General features: G+C 59.8%; 12 protein-coding genes. 5 read left to right on the top strand and 7 right to left on the bottom strand.

Annotated features, from left to right (window positions below; genetic code table 11):
* Positions 1–233: 233 nt before the first annotated feature.
* Both SynBIOSE41_RS01185 and SynBIOSE41_RS01180 read right to left on the bottom strand, forming a co-directional pair.
* The gene (locus SynBIOSE41_RS01185; RefSeq protein WP_186539332.1) at positions 234–1556 is read right to left on the bottom strand and encodes an MFS transporter; all 1323 of its coding nucleotides are present in this window, start codon (positions 1554–1556) and stop codon (positions 234–236) included.
* Positions 1557–1661: 105 nt separating this feature from the next.
* Entirely contained in the window at positions 1662–2789 is a 1128-nt protein-coding gene (locus SynBIOSE41_RS01180; protein ID WP_186539331.1) for a hypothetical protein, read from the bottom strand.
* 85 nt (positions 2790–2874) lie between these two features.
* On the opposite strand from SynBIOSE41_RS01180, the gene galE reads away from it, so the two are divergent.
* Both galE and selD read left to right on the top strand, forming a co-directional pair.
* Positions 2875–3939: a UDP-glucose 4-epimerase GalE gene (galE, locus tag SynBIOSE41_RS01175; protein ID WP_186539330.1), complete on the top strand. Its 1065-nt coding sequence runs from the start codon at positions 2875–2877 to the stop codon at positions 3937–3939.
* Entirely contained in the window at positions 3936–6074 is a 2139-nt protein-coding gene (selD, locus tag SynBIOSE41_RS01170) for a selenide, water dikinase SelD (protein WP_186539329.1), read from the top strand. Before galE ends, selD begins: the two co-directional genes overlap by 4 nt.
* Before the next feature lie 12 nt (positions 6075–6086).
* Here the strand turns inward: selD and SynBIOSE41_RS01165 are convergent, their stop codons facing one another.
* On the bottom strand, positions 6087–8480 hold the full coding sequence (locus tag SynBIOSE41_RS01165) for a UvrD-helicase domain-containing protein (protein WP_186539328.1): 2394 nt from the start codon (positions 8478–8480) through the stop codon (positions 6087–6089).
* On the bottom strand, positions 8480–9691 hold the full coding sequence (locus SynBIOSE41_RS01160) for an O-antigen ligase (protein WP_186539327.1): 1212 nt from the start codon (positions 9689–9691) through the stop codon (positions 8480–8482). Before SynBIOSE41_RS01160 ends, SynBIOSE41_RS01165 begins: the two co-directional genes overlap by 1 nt.
* A 92-nt stretch (positions 9692–9783) precedes the next feature.
* On the opposite strand from SynBIOSE41_RS01160, the gene SynBIOSE41_RS01155 reads away from it, so the two are divergent.
* Complete coding sequence (locus SynBIOSE41_RS01155) at positions 9784–10770, top strand: SIS domain-containing protein (RefSeq protein ID WP_186539326.1); 987 nt, start codon at positions 9784–9786, stop codon at positions 10768–10770.
* Positions 10771–10784: 14 nt separating this feature from the next.
* Positions 10785–11348 (top strand): HAD family hydrolase, encoded by a 564-nt coding sequence (locus SynBIOSE41_RS01150; RefSeq protein ID WP_186539325.1) that lies wholly within the window; start codon positions 10785–10787, stop codon positions 11346–11348.
* A 44-nt stretch (positions 11349–11392) separates the two neighbouring features.
* Here SynBIOSE41_RS01150 and SynBIOSE41_RS01145 read toward each other — a convergent pair whose 3' ends face one another.
* Genes SynBIOSE41_RS01145 through SynBIOSE41_RS01135 form a run of 3 tightly spaced genes read right to left on the bottom strand, consistent with a single transcriptional unit; the run spans position 11393 to position 14186 of the window.
* Entirely contained in the window at positions 11393–12640 is a 1248-nt protein-coding gene (locus SynBIOSE41_RS01145; RefSeq protein WP_186539324.1) for a CCA tRNA nucleotidyltransferase, read from the bottom strand.
* Positions 12641–12643: 3 nt separating this feature from the next.
* Entirely contained in the window at positions 12644–13465 is an 822-nt protein-coding gene (gene kdsB / locus SynBIOSE41_RS01140; protein ID WP_186539323.1) for a 3-deoxy-manno-octulosonate cytidylyltransferase, read from the bottom strand.
* Between the two features lie 7 nt (positions 13466–13472).
* Complete coding sequence (locus SynBIOSE41_RS01135; RefSeq protein ID WP_186539322.1) at positions 13473–14186, bottom strand: hypothetical protein; 714 nt, start codon at positions 14184–14186, stop codon at positions 13473–13475.
* A 79-nt stretch (positions 14187–14265) separates the two neighbouring features.
* On the opposite strand from SynBIOSE41_RS01135, the gene kdsA reads away from it, so the two are divergent.
* On the top strand, positions 14266–15117 hold the full coding sequence (kdsA, locus tag SynBIOSE41_RS01130) for a 3-deoxy-8-phosphooctulonate synthase (protein ID WP_186539321.1): 852 nt from the start codon (positions 14266–14268) through the stop codon (positions 15115–15117).
* Positions 15118–15177: the final 60 nt, after the last annotated feature.

The following is a 15177-nucleotide window of genomic DNA, read 5'->3' as shown; positions in this document are numbered from 1 at the left end:
GCCCATGCAGCAAACAATCCCACTGACTGGCAAAGACTGAAGAGCCAACGTTCCTTGAGCCTTTTAGATCCGACTCCATTGAAAACCAGCGCCCCCCCCAGACGCCCATGCTTTGGTCACTGCGCTTGGTCGAGGAAACTTCAGGAACATCCAAAACAGTTGTTGGTAAGGGCGATTTCGGTGATCTGAGGCACTTAGCTACTACAAAGGCTGATGCAGATGCTGCATCAACTTCAAAGACCTTCCGCCTGGACATTGGATGGTTTTGCACCCAAACAAAGGTGTTTCCAAGACAGGCCGCCGGCAATCACCCAGCCAAGACCACCGATGGCAATCGCCATCACACGACCCTCCCCGGTGCCAAGACTCTCTGTTAACCAAGCTGGCCACAGAGGCCAATTGAGTGCCGGGCGCAATCCATGGTCAACCAGCAGAGGTACGCCCAGAAAGGCGCACAAACGGGTTGACCATTCGCAGCCATAGCGCAGTGAAAAGTAGCGAGGCAGTGCGTCCCGGGGAGCCAGGGTCACCCAGGCCTGGTGAAGTGCTGCCATCACAACGGGCAAGGCCGCACTGAACACCAAGACAGCTCCAAACCAAACCACGGGTCGATGCGCAAAGGCTTGCAATCCAGTGCCCATCAAGATCAGCGCCTGGATGATCAGGCTCAAGGGCAGGACAGTTCGCCACTGCTGCCCCAATCGCCATCGCCAGCCAGCAAACCCGATCAAATACCCCAAGCAGCCTGTGATCAGAACCCAACCCATCCGCTCAGGCGCATAGGCCAGCGCCACCCAAGCAGGAAAAAGCACTTCCAGAGAGGCATACACAAATGCCGTGAGCGCTGTGAAAACAAGAGCTGAGCGGGCTGGGAAGGAACGCTGCCAGAGCGCAAGCAAACGATTCCAAGTGCCAGGAGCCATGAGCTGATTGGACGCCTCAGGGACGGCCCAATCGTGCTGCTGCATGGCCTGCGACCAGGGAGCGACCAGAACACTCAGCAGGGCCAACAAAAAACTGATTCCATCAAGCAGCAGCACACCGCCCAGGCCCTGACTGGCGACAAGCCAGCTCCCCAGGAAGGGAGCCATGGTGATCACTAAGCCATCCACGGTGGCGAACAATCCATTGGCTCGCTGTAAACGCTCCTGATCGGAGATCAGCAGCGGAATCAGGCTGGAGAGACGCACCACCAACACCGCTTCAGCCACTGCGGCCAAAGCTTGAATCGCCAGAACGCCGAGCAACCGAGGTGGCTCATCAGCGGAAGAGCCAAGCAACACCACAGCCAACAAAGCAGTGCACACTGCACCCGTGGCATGGCAGAGCACCATCAAACGGCCTGGACGCCATGCCGGGAAAACGCGTAAAAACAGCGGCAACGCCAACAAACGTGCCGCCTGCACCACCATGGCCACCAGGCCAAAGTCGAGTAACTGGCCAGACTGAGCAAACAACCAAAGACCGATGCCATAGAGACTCGTCTGAGTTCCCAGATTGGAAATCAGCTGACCGCCCCAGAGGTAGCGAAACAGGCGATTGGATCTCTGAGCCACTGGAAAGATCTAAGAACAATTAGGGGAGCAATGCACTCCACTTCGAAGTGAGTGGGTGCACGTCATTCACTCCTTCAACTCACGACGAAGAAGACTGGAGCCACATCAGACCAGTGCCTGTGGACCGTTGAAGAGAAGCTGGCGAATCGCGTCCCGATTGGCGCTGAGTCGGTGACGCTGCATGCGTGCCTTCAGCTGTTGATATAGGTGTGGCTGTTCAAGCCAGCTCCGACATAGTGCAACGAGGTCTTGGGGCTGACGGATACAGCGATCGATCTCGCGAGCCTGGAAATAGCGACGGGCCAATAATTCTTGAGGCATCGTTGTGCCAAACCCATTGAAAATCAGCACACAACCAGAGGCCAGAGCCTCCGTGGATGTTCGTGCCCCTGGCCGCGCCACCATGGCCCAGGCTGTTCTGTAGAGCAATGCCATCGCTGCTGGGTCTTGAAAAACCAACGGCTCAACCTTCAGCTGAGGATGCTGCGCCGCCCAGGCCTGAACCTGTCGAAATGCCGCCTGACGACGGCCGCAGAGGGCGACAACCCTGATCTTCCCCGCCAAGGGCAGCAGGGTCTCCAGCAAACGGATGTGGTTATTGGCCCCATTAGCCCCAGCTCCCAGCACCAGAAGTGGCAGCTGCTCGATGTCACTCTCTGAAATCTCGCGCTCCAGCTCCTCCTCAAAAGCGGGATCAAACAACGGCCCAAGCGCCGGGGTCGGCAAGGAGCGGTAGCCACGTCGGCGCACGTCATCGCTGACTTCCTGGGAGAGGGTCCAGAACGCTTCAGCTCGTTGCGTCAGCCAGTTGCGACTGAAGCCAAAGCCGCCCTCCAACTCCGTGCAACAGGTGATGCAGCGGAGACCTGGAACAACCCGCTTCGCCAGATCGAAGTGACCGCGGTTGATGTGAGGGTGGGTGGAAATCAATAAATCCGGCTGCAAACGCCGCAACAGACGAATCACGTAAAAGCGCCCAGCGAGCAGGGTTCCTGGCTTGGTGACGTCTTCCCATTCCACAACACGCCAATAGATCTGATGCATCCAGGGCCCATGGCGCTGAATCCAGTTGTAGAGAGCAACTCCCGCGCGGGTAAAAACGCTGGCATTTTCCAGCACATGCTCAACCCACACCTCACCGGTTGGATCCCAGCGCTTGAGCCAGGCCTCTATCGCATAGGCGGCGGCGTCATGGGCTGTGCCACCACTCGACGTGAAAATCAAAACCCTCATCCGATCAGAGTCTCATGCCTGTTGTCTCTGACTCTGTGACCGTCATCCGTGGCCAATAGATTCGACTGGTTGAGGGGCGTGATCCATGGCACGGCTGCTGATCACAGGCGGGGCTGGATTCATTGGTAGCCACACCTGTGTCGTGCTCTTACAGGCAGGTCACAACCTGCTGGTGCTCGACAACTTCAGCAACAGCACCCCACTGGCCCTGGAACGGGTGTCTGCACTCGCCCAGCTTGACTCCCAGTCATCCCAAGCCCGCCTGCAGGTTCGACGGGGAGACATACGCGATCAGGCCTGCCTTGAAGAGCTGTTTTCCAACGCAGCTTCAGAGGGCGCACCGATTGATGCTGTGATCCACTTCGCCGGACTGAAAGCCGTTGGTGAATCAGTGCGCGATCCACTGCGCTACTGGGACGTGAATCTGACTGGCAGCCGCTGTCTGCTGGCTGCCATGAATGAGCATCAATGCCGCACCCTGGTGTTCAGCAGCAGCGCCACGCTCTACGGCTACCCAGAACGCGTACCGATCCCAGAGACAGCGCCCATTCAGCCGATCAACCCCTACGGCCACTCCAAGACAGCTGTTGAACAGCTCTTGCACGATCTGGCCGCCAGCGCTCCCAATCAATGGCGCATTGCTTGCCTGCGTTATTTCAATCCCGTGGGAGCCCACCCCAGCGGCAAAATTGGAGAAGACCCCCTCGGTAGACCCAACAACCTCTTCCCCTTCGTGAGTCAGGTGGCCGTGGGAAGGCGCAAATCTCTCCAGGTGTTTGGTGGCGACTGGCCCACCAGAGACGGCACCTGCATCCGCGATTACATCCACGTGATGGATGTGGCGGAAGGTCACCGCGCTGCCCTCGACTGTCTGTTCGCCGAACCAGCTCAACTGCTCACCCTCAATCTGGGCAGTGGTCAGGGAGCTTCGGTGCTGGAGGTGGTGCATGCCTTCGAAAGCTCCAGCGGTCGCCAAGTGCCCTTCGAACTGGTGGCCCGCCGCGATGGCGATGCAGCCATCACGGTTGCCGATCCCGGGTTGGCTCTTCAACGGCTCGGCTGGCGAACCCAACGCGGCCTTGACGAAATCTGCCGCGACGGCTGGGCCTGGCAATCGGCCAATCCAGCTGGATACGACGACCCCGGATGAGTGGTCTTGTAATGGCTGGTGGCGGGCATAGCCATGCCCTGGTGCTGCGCCGCTGGGCCATGCAACCCAGCAAACGCCCCAGCGGGCTGATCACGCTGGTGAGCCGAACCAGCACAGCCCTGTATTCAGGCATGGTGCCTGGCCTGATCGCAGGGATCTATCAACACGACCAGGTGGCAGTGGATCTACGCGACCTGGCTGATCAAGCGGGCGTGGCACTGGTCGTGGCCGAGATCACCGGTCTGGAGCTTCAGAACCAACTGCTGAGGCTGGATCAGCGGCCAGCACTGCCTTACGTGCGCCTCAGCCTCAACCTGGGCGCGGTGACTTCAGCGAACCCAGTGCCAACTTCCGGACTGGTGCCAATTAAACCGCTGGAGCCAGCGCTGGACTTTCTCGGGGAGCAGGACCGACAGATGGACGAACCGGCTGTTGCGACCTCCCCTTTTCAGGTGGTGGGCAGCGGCCTGGCTGCAGTGGAGACGGTCTTGGCTCTCAGGAAACGCTGGCCCAGGCGACCTCTGGTGCTGCAGATCCGGCCCAGGCATCTACAACCAGTCTTGATCCGAGCCCTACGGGAAGGCTCCATCCAGATCCTTGAAACAAGCGAACTGGATCCAACAGGCGAGTTCATGACTACTCCAGGACTGATTTGCACCGGCAGCCGTGCACCCCATTGGCTGGCCGAAAGCGGACTGCCCTGCTACCCAAGCAGCGGCCGGATCCGCACCGAGGCAAGCCTTCAGGTGATCGGACAGCCCAAGCTCTTTGCCGCAGGCGACTGCGCTGTGATCGATGCGCAGCCCCGCGCCCCATCGGGAGTCTGGGCTGTGCGGGCCGCCGCACCTTTGGCCCACAACCTGGAAGCCGCTTGCGAAGGACGACCTTTACAACGCTGGCGTCCCCAACGCCAGGCCCTCCAACTGCTGGGCGGGTTCAACAAGGGGCACCCCACAGCCTGGGCACTACGAGGATCACGCCTGATCGGCCCTCACCCCCTGATATGGCGCCTGAAAGCGGCCATTGATGCGCGCTTCATGGCGATGTTTCGGCGCAGCAGATCCATGGACAGCGCCGAAACAATGGCATGTAAGGGCTGTGCCGCCAAGCTTGCCGCTGGGCCCCTGGAAAGTGCTCTGCAGCAGGCCGGCATCGCAACGCTGGGGACACAACCCGAAGATGCCGCAATACTGCCGATGAACACCGCCGCGGGCTCCACGCCTGTGCTGCAAAGCGTGGATGGCTTTCCAGCCCTGGTCAGTGACCCCTGGCTGAATGGACGTCTTACGACCTTGCATGCATGCTCGGATCTCTGGGCCTGCGGTGCCCGCGTGCTGGCTGCCCAGGCGGTGGTCACCCTGCCTCAGGCCACTGAATCCACCCAAGAGACCCTGCTGGCCCAGACGTTGGCGGGCATCCGCTCCGCCCTTGATCCCCAGGGCGCCCAGCTGATCGGAGGTCACACGCTGGAGGCCCGCGATGGCCTTGCCCAGCCGCCGCCCAGCCGGGCTGTTCAGGTCACGCTGAGCGTCAGCGGCCAAGCCCTTGAACCGTTCTGGCCCAAGGCAGGACTTCAGGCCGGAGACCGACTGCTGCTCAGTCGTCCGCTGGGGACAGGAGTGCTGTTCGCCGCGGCCATGGCCGGTGCTACTCCAGCTCCTGCTCTGGATTTAGCCCTCGAACAAATGGGCACGAGCCAGCACGTCTTGCTGGAAGACCTTCTGGATCTGCAAAGCGAGCATCCAAATGGCATTCATGCGGCGACCGACATCACCGGCTTTGGGCTGCTGGGGCATCTGGGCGAAATGCTGCGCAATCCGGCCCTCAAAGTGGTGCTCAACGGCGCCCATATCCCTGCGCTGGCTGGATCTCTTTCGTTACTGGCCAAGGGCTTCGCAAGCAGCCTGGCCCCCGCCAACCGACGAGCCTGGAGCTTGCTGGACAACGGCTGCGTGGATCTGCAACTGACCGGACTGGAACCCGGCAGCAAGAGGCTTCAAGCCCTGCTTGAGCTGCTGGTGGATCCACAGACCTGCGGACCGCTTTTGATCAGCGTTCAGGCCGATATCGCTCAGGTGCTGACCACTCGACTCCAAAGCCCCTGGACGGAAATCGGCAGCGTGCAAACACGCTGATCCAGAACGAGTTCATTGATCAAGGGCTTCAATCGGGGCCAGGCGGGGATCGAGGATCTTGGGCCCCATCCCGGCAAATTTCACAGCGATCGAGACCTTCTCGCCACTGCCGAAGGTGTGGGTGACTTCGCCTTCCCCGAAGCTGCTGTGCATCACCCGGTCGCCCACACTCCAGCTCTTTCCAGGTGCAGGGCCCGCCTGACGGCGACGTACGGCGTTGGCGGGCGCACTGCTGCCATTGGGCTTATCGCGATCCACTCGGGTGAGCCGATCAAGGCGCTGTTCCCGGCGGATGGCTGCTCCTCCCGAACGAGGAATCTCACCCTGCACCAGTCCTTCCGGCAGTTCGGAGAGAAAAACACTCGGCACTGCCGGTTCGCGCATGCCACCCCAGAGACGGCGCTCACTGGCATGGGAGAGGAACAGACGCTCCTTGGCCCGGGTGATTCCCACGTAACAAAGGCGTCGCTCCTCCTCCAAAGACGCTGGATCGTCCAACGATCGATAGCTGGGAAACAAACCCTGTTCCATGCCCACCAGGCAAACCACAGGAAACTCCAGCCCCTTGCTGCTGTGCAGGGTCATCAAGGTCACCCGATCAGCTGCCGTGTCCTTGCTGTCGGCATCACTGGCCAGAGCAGCCGAGGCCAGGAAGCCCTCGAGATCGCCTTCATCGTTCTCTTCCTGATACTGCAAACCCGCATTGACCAGTTCCTGCAGGTTGCGACGACGCTCCTCCGCTTCATCGGTGCCCTCAGTGATCAGCTCGCTCACGTAGCCGCTCTGCTCCATCACCTGCTGAATCAGTTCCGAAGGCGGCGTGTTGTGAATGCGCTCGCGCAGACCATTGATCAACTCACAGAACTGCAACAGCCCTCTGGCCGATCGACCTCCCAAGGAGCGCACCGCTTCGGGATCACTCACCACATCCCAGAGCGGAATGCCCAGTTGGTTGGCGGCATCCGTGAGCCGCTGGATGGTGGTTTTACCGATGCCCCGCTTCGGCACATTGATCACCCGCAACAGGCTGACGGTGTCTGCCGGGTTGATCATCAGGCGCAAATAGCCGAGCACATCCTTGATCTCGCGCCGGTCATAGAAACGCAGACCACCCACTACCACGTAGGGGATCCGCCAACGCACCAGTGATTCCTCAAGGGCCCGCGACTGGGCGTTGGTGCGATACAGACAGGCCATATCCCCCCAGCTCAGCTCGGGGTTGGCGGCTTCCATCATGCGCAGCCGATGCACCACCGCTTCAGCCTCGGCAATCTCGTCATCGCAGCGGGTGAGTGAAATCAGCTCGCCTTCACCGCGCGTGGGACGCAGCACCTTGTCGATGCGTTCGCTGTTGTTGGCAATCAGGGCATTGGCCGCCTCCAGAATCGTGGCGGTGGAGCGATAGTTCTCCTCCAGCTTCACCATCGTGCGGGTGGCGTCATCCGGCGCCTGGTCGCCGAAGTCATCCTGAAAGCCCATCAGAATTGTGAAATCGGCAGCCCGGAAGCTATATATGCTCTGATCGGCATCGCCCACCACAAACACCGAACGCCCCGACCAGTTGTCGTAACCCTGGGGATCCTTGCCATCGGTGACCAGCAGCTTGATCAGGTCGTACTGGGTGCGGTTGGTGTCCTGGTATTCATCCACCAGCACGTGAGCGAAGCGGCGATGCCAGTAGCTGCGCACCTGCTCGTTCTGCTGCAGCAGTTGCACGGGAAGCAGCAGCAGATCATCGAAGTCGAGTGCGTTATTGGCCGCCAGGGCCTTGCGATAGCGGCGGTAAACATCCGCTGCGAGCTTGCCCCGCTGCCCTTCGGAATTGGCCTCCATCTGATCCGGAAGCCAGCCCTGATTTTTGGCATTGCTGATCGCCCAGCGCACCTTCTTGGGCTCAAAGCGCTTGGGATCGAGCTGCAGCTCCTGGGTCACGATCTCCTTGACGAGGCTCTGCGCATCGGCCTCGTCGTAGATCGAAAACTGCTTCGTCCAGGTGAGCCCCTCCTTGTCTTTGAACTTGTCGATGTCGTAGCGCAGCATGCGCGCAAACAACGCATGAAAGGTGCCGATCCACAGCTCCTTGGTGACCTCGCGGTAGATGCGTGATCGCAGCTGACGCTGCTCCACCGGAGGCAACGTGCTCCAGGGCTGCCCGAACTGACTCTGCGCCAGCCGCTGAGCCAGCAACAACTCCAGCCGCTCCTTCATCTCCCGGGCCGCCTTGTTGGTGAAGGTCACCGCAAGGATCTGGGATGGGTCGGCACCGTGTTCACCGATCAGATGGGCGATGCGATGGGTGAGGGCGCGGGTCTTGCCGCTGCCTGCTCCGGCAACCACCAGCAAGGGCCCTTCATGGTGATCCACCGCCCGGCGCTGGGCGTCGTTAAGACCGGCAAGAAAACTCATCAGCCGATGGTACGGAAGTTCTCCTGTTTCGACGGCGTTGGAGCCACCCAGGCAATCGCCAGCAAGTAACCGCTGATCACTTGCTGGAGAGATGTTTTCAGCAGCGTGGACTCCACCAATGAGGCAGCCAGAATGAACAAAGCACAGGCCAGACCTGTCCTGCAGAGTGATTCAGCCTCTCCTGCCAGACCCAGAAACAGACGCTGAAACACCAGCCACACCGCCATGAGCATCAAGATCAGAGCCACCAATCCCTGATCGGCCAGGGCATGCAGGAACACGTTGTGAGCATGGGGAATACCGCTGGAGCGACCGGGGAGAAACACTTTCTTGGCGCAGTGATCGGAGACCCGGTCATAACCCTGTCCCATCAATAAATCAGGCAGAGAACTTAGCGATTGGCTCACAAAACACTGAGCCACCTGTGCACGCCCAACATCGCTCGGCTCTTCAGCGACAATCGGACTTCCTGGCCAATACAAAGCCAGGTTGAACAGCAAAGACAGAACCAAAACAAACGCTGCCAATGATCTGGCACGCCTCGCAACCCATTGTCGATTCCGCCAGCACAGTTCAGTGACGATCACTGCTGCGAGGGGAAACAGAAAGGCCGCACGTGATGCCGCTCCCAGAGCCAGAACGAAACTCAACATCGCGACAACCGCAGCCAATCGCGACAGCCAGGGACGGATTTCACTCACAAAAAGACCGTATCCAACTAAGGCGAACAATCCATAGAGATACCCGGTGCGATTGATCGTGATCCTTTGGATCCGAACCGCCTCCTGTGGCAAAACGTCCCGCACGACGGACCAGGGGATGGCGGTGAGATTGCTGTTGAACCGATCGAATTCCACAAAGGGCAGCGAAACGATCACCGTGGCCAGGATCAACCAGAGTCCAACTCTCCACTGATCTTTGGACTGCTTCAGGCCAGCCGCGAAGGCCAGCAACACCACAATGAGATCTGTGGGGGCAGACCCGCTGATCGGATGAATGACGGCACTGAGGCTGACAACCAGCACGCCGACCAACACGCCATACACCGGCTCCACCGGCAGCCAGCGCAGAAATTTGAGCCCACACCAGATCGCCAGGATCAAGACCATCCCGGCTGGATTTCCACTTCGCTCCCACAGCAGCCCTGAGAGCGAAAGGGGAAGCAAGAGATCCAGCCAGGGAGAAGTCAGTCGTTCAGTCAGTCCTGTCAAGAGGGACGGGTCTTTAGGCCTCTCAGATTGCCAGATCTGACTGAACAGATCCCAAGCGTGTTCAAGAATGAGGCAAGTTTTACGGTTTAAGCGTGTCCGCACTCACCCGCTGTCTTCAGGAAGAGGCGGCTGCCATTGCCGCGGCTTCGGAGCGCCTGAGTGCCGTCCAGGTTGAGGGAGCCTTAAACCTGCTGGAGCGTTGTGCCGACCGCAAGGCAAAGCTGGTGATCACCGGTGTTGGCAAGAGCGGGATCGTGGCACGAAAGATCGCCGCGACTTTTTCGTCGATCGGGCTCATGGCCCTCTACCTCAACCCCCTGGATGCGCTCCATGGCGACCTGGGAGTCGTTGCCCCGGATGATGTCTGTTTACTGCTTTCAAACAGTGGCGAAACCGCTGAATTACTGGAACTGATGCCACATCTGAGGCGACGAGGCACTGCGCGCATTGCCCTGGTGGGCAGTGCTCATTCTTCTCTGGCCCATGGCAGCGATGTGGTGCTGGAGGCGTCCGTGGATCGAGAGGTGTGCCCTCTGAACCTGGCTCCAACCGCCAGCACGGCCGTCGCCATGGCCATCGGCGATGCCCTGGCAGCCGTCTGGATGGAAAAGCGAGGCATCTCACCAGCCGATTTCGCCATCAATCATCCAGCCGGATCACTCGGCAAGCAGCTCACCATGACCGTGGCCGATCTGATGGTGCCGGTGTCGAACCTGCAACCGATCAGCCCAGACACTCCTCTACCTGAAGTGATCAGCCGACTCACCCAGGGAGCCATCGGCAGCAGTTGGGTGGAGGATCCGCAAACTCCCAGACGCCTTTTAGGCCTGATCACCGATGGCGATCTGCGTCGGGCGCTACGCGACCACGGCCCTGAACGCTGGCCGAATCTCAGCGCTCAAGATCTGATGACCTCTGACCCGATCACCGTCTCCACCGACCTGCTGGCGGTTGATGCCATCAAACGCATGGAGCACAACCGGCGCAAACCAATCTCGGTGCTGCCAGTGGTGGACCAGCAAGACTTGCTGCTCGGCCTGCTGCGTCTGCATGACCTGGTGCAGGCGGGGCTCGCCTGAACACAAGCCAACCGATGCAACGACTGCTGCGCGAGTGGAACTGGTACCGGCAACGCAGCCCACTGGCTGCACTGGAACTGCTGGTGATGGATGTGGATGGTGTCCTCACCGATGGTGGGCTCTGGTTCGATGCACAAGGGGAACTGCAGAAGCGATTCGATGTACGCGATGGTCTGGGCCTGCGTCTGCTGCAGCAACAAGGCCTGCAGCTGGCGTTCCTCAGCGGCGGCCAGGGCGGAGCCACCGAAGTACGGGCTCGCCAGCTGGATATCCAGCACTGCCTGGTGGGCATCAAGGACAAACCACCAGCACTCATGCACCTGCAGCAGCAACTGGGAGTGAGCAAGGCGCGCACCGCATTCCTGGGAGACGATCTCAATGACCTTGCGCTGCGCGACAGCGTTGGCTTGCTGATCGCACCCCTTGACGCCTGTCGTCCTCTGCGTCATCAGGCCGACGCCGTGCTCCACCGCCCCGGTGGACACGGCGCCGTGCGCGAGCTGGCGGAACGAATCCTGCAGGCCCGTGGAGACTGGAATGCTCTGCGCAAAAACGGTTGGAGAGATCGCAACGACTGAGCTGACAGAAGACAATCGAGCTCAGGTCAACCAGCCATGAGACATCAACGCATTCCCGCCAGAAGCTGCGCACGCGCCTGACGCAAGGCCTCCCCCAGTTCAGGACCGGGACGCAAGCCCTCAGCCATCAACTCCCTGGCACTGATCGGAGAGACGACATGTCGCCAGCGCCCCCACCAGCACAGCAGCGATCGACGGCATGGAGGGTTGTCGAGCACGGCAAGCGCAACCGCCTCAGCGGACCAGCGACCGGCCTCGATTCTTTGGGTCCAATCCAAGGCAGTCCATTCAGCCCAGGGATGCGAGATCACCTCCTGTAACAGCCAGGACCGCAGCTCGATCAACTCCTCCAGCCAACGCTGCTGCTGCTCAGGAATCTGCAGGCGCCGAGCCAGAGCGACGGGATCAGACGCTGCAGCTACAAAAGCAGCCATGGCTGGAAGGCCCAGACGCACGGCCCAACCCAGACGCCGCTTCAGCCTTGAGTCACATTGCAACCAGGGATCCAGCAACGGCATGGCAGTCCATTCCTGAAGAAGTCCCAGAGCCTCAGGCCATGGTTCCTGGTCCAGCAGAAGATCCAGTTCCATGCGCAACCGGGTTCCCAGAGCCGGCGGAACAGCAGCCACAGGGTCGCCGTGTCGCCAGGTCCAGGGCCATTCCGTCAGGGTGGACTTCAGCTGACTCAGTGCCTCGGGCGCAAGACGAAAGCCCAGACGTGCGCCATAGCGTGCGGCTCGGATCACTCTGGTGGGATCATCCTTGACGCTGCCTTCATGCAGGAAAGCAAGTTGCCGCTTGACCAGATGCTCCTGGCCACCGTGAGGATCCATCAGCAACCGACGGCCATCAGGCTGCAGCAGCACCGCCATGGCATTCACGGTGAAGTCGCGACGAGCTAGATCCTTCTCAAGGGAACCGGGCTCAACCAGTGGATTAAGCCCGGGGGCCGGATAGATCTCCGTCCGTGCACGAGCCAAATCGATCGACAAACCGTCGATCTGCAACTCTGCGGTCCCAAAATTCTGATGAAGTTGAAGGTGCGACAAACGCTCGCGCCCCAGCATCTGCTGGAGCCTCTGAGCGAGATCAAAACAGGAACCTTCAAACACAAAATCAATATCCAGCAATTCCTGGTGAGGATCTCGATTCACTTGATGCAACAGCGCATCGCGGACCGCCCCACCCACAAGAGCCAGCCGCCCCTTCCGTTCAGTGCGGATACACGCCAAAAGAACACTGACGAGATCCGATGTATTTCCAGGCAGAGCAACAACAGGCTCTGAAGTCATGACCTAAACGTGCACCAAACGTCGAGCTTCGTCCAGCTGTTCCTGCGTATCCACGGACAGTGACGTGCCTTCAACAGTGAACGTGTCAATGGTGTATCCAGCCTCGATTAAACGAAGCTGCTCCAGACGTTCCAGATCTTCAAGCGGTGATGCTGGCAACTGATTCCATCCCGCCAGTACATCCCCACGGAAGCCATACATCCCCACGTGCCCCCAGTAGGGAGCGTGGTGATGCCACTCACCAGGCTCGACATCCCTGACATGGGGAATCGCTGATCGAGAAAAATAAAGAGCGCGGCCGTCATGGGCCAGCAGGGTTTTGACGACCGCCGGATTGTGAATTGTGGCCGCTGTGAGGCGATAGACAGGTGTGACCACCGCAGGCAACGGATCACGACGTTCAAACTCGGCCGCCATCTGGGTGATCACTGCAGGTTCGAGAAACGGCTGATCTCCCTGCACATTGATCACTGAAGTGCTTTGCAGTCGTTGCTGCCGTTGAACGACATCCCACGCCGCAGGCCGCTCGCCCCAAGCGAGTGCCACCAGCTGATCAGCAACCGAAGCGATGCGCTCACTGCCAGAACTGCAGGTTTCAGAGGTCATCAAGACGGGATAGCCCCAGCCGGATGCAAGATCATGAAGGCGAACACTGTCGGTGCAGAGCACCACCGCGGAGATCCCTTCAGCCCGCGAACAGCGTTCTAAAACACGCTGAATCATCGGCTGACCGCCGATTTCGGCAAGAACCTTATCTGGCAATCGTGATGAGGCCAGCCGCGCTGGCACCGCAACCACTGATCGCTGAATGATCGCAGAAGGCATCACCGAATCATTCCCAGAACTTCATGGCGTCTTCACGAGCGCCGAACCACTCAGCTGCGAGAACACCACCCATCGTGCGCTGCTGACGGAACCAGGGCCCACCCAAAGTCCAATGCAGCAAGCGCGGACCCCCATTACTTGCTGAAGCAGCGGGTGCCTCCTGGACATCGACCAGATGATTCCATCCCGAATCAAGCGCACCGATCTCGTGATCCCCTTCCAGCCAATGGAAGCGATGCAACTCAAGCCCGGTGGCCGTATTGACATAATCCACCGTGAGTTTTTTGCAGCGACTGCAGTTCAACAGCATCAACGAGCTCCAGTTTTTCTTGGGGTAGGCGCTCTGCACTTCACCGAGGAACTTGACCGTCTCCCCTGGAACATGCTCATGCTGAACGCACATGGCCCCGAAGCGATCGTCCCGCAGCTCCCATAAAGCCTTGATATCGCCACGACAGAGCATGTCGCAGTCCATGAACAGGGCCCAGCCCTGATAGCCCATCAGGTAAGGCACCAGAAAACGTGTGAACGAAAAGGCAGTGCTCTGCTTCGGATCGCGTTCTCGCCTGAAGAGACCCTGAGCTTCCAGCTGTGGCGTGACCAGTGGCGTGATCGCAAGCGGAGCCGAGCTGTGCTGATAAAGGCTGTCGATCAGCACATTCGTCGCAGCCCGCTCACGCGGGTCGTAACCGATGAAAATCGGGATCGGACTCACCGTCACCGCTGATTGCGCTAGCTGACGCGCAGGTTACGGCCAACTCAGGCATGAGACGTAAGCTTTCGCCCGCAGCTCAGTCAGCATGGCCGCTCGAAAGGTCACTCTCGGATCGATCAGCTTCGCCAACAACGCTCCGTTTGTCCTGATCGGTGGCGTCAATGTGCTGGAGTCAAAGGCATTCGCATTGGAGGTCTCCGGGGTCTACAAGGAGATCTGCCAGAAGCTCAACATCCCGTTGGTCTTCAAAGCCTCGTACGACAAAGCGAACCGGTCGTCAATCCATTCCTATCGCGGCCCCGGCCTGAGTGAAGGTCTTGAGATCCTCAGAGCGGTCAAGGACACCCACTCAATCCCTGTCATCAGCGACGTTCACAGTCCTGAACAGGCAGCGCCCGCGGCCGCGGTCTGCGACATCATCCAACTACCGGCCTTTCTGGCCCGCCAGACCGATCTGGTGGAAGCGATGGCACGCACAGGATCGGTGATCAACATCAAAAAACCGCAATTCCTAAGCCCTTCCCAGATGGCCAATCTCGTGGAGAAGTTCAAGGAATGCGGCAACGATCAACTTCTGATCTGCGAACGGGGCAGCAACTTCGGTTACGACAACCTTGTGGTGGACATGCTGGGCTTTGGGGTGATGAGGCAGTGCTGTGATGAACTGCCTTTGATCTTCGATGTCACCCACGCCCTCCAGTGCCGTGATCCCGGTGGCGCGGCCTCAGGTGGGCGTCGCAGTCAGATTGTCGATCTCGCCAGAGCGGGGATGGCCGTGGGTCTGGCTGGACTGTTTGTGGAGGCCCACCCGGATCCAGAACAGGCGCGTTGCGACGGACCCAGCGCCTTGCCACTGGACCGACTGGAGCCGTTTTTAATCCAGGTGAAGGCGATCGACGACCTGGTGAAAGCCATGCCGACTCTCAGCATCGAATGACGGCTGAATCGATCAAGGTCAATCAACCAGCCGGCATGAAATGAAATCCCTGCCCTGAAC

The organism is Synechococcus sp. BIOS-E4-1 (assembly GCF_014279995.1).
GTDB lineage: Bacteria > Cyanobacteriota > Cyanobacteriia > PCC-6307 > Cyanobiaceae > Synechococcus_C.
This window is presented reverse-complemented; position numbering and strand designations above follow the sequence as displayed.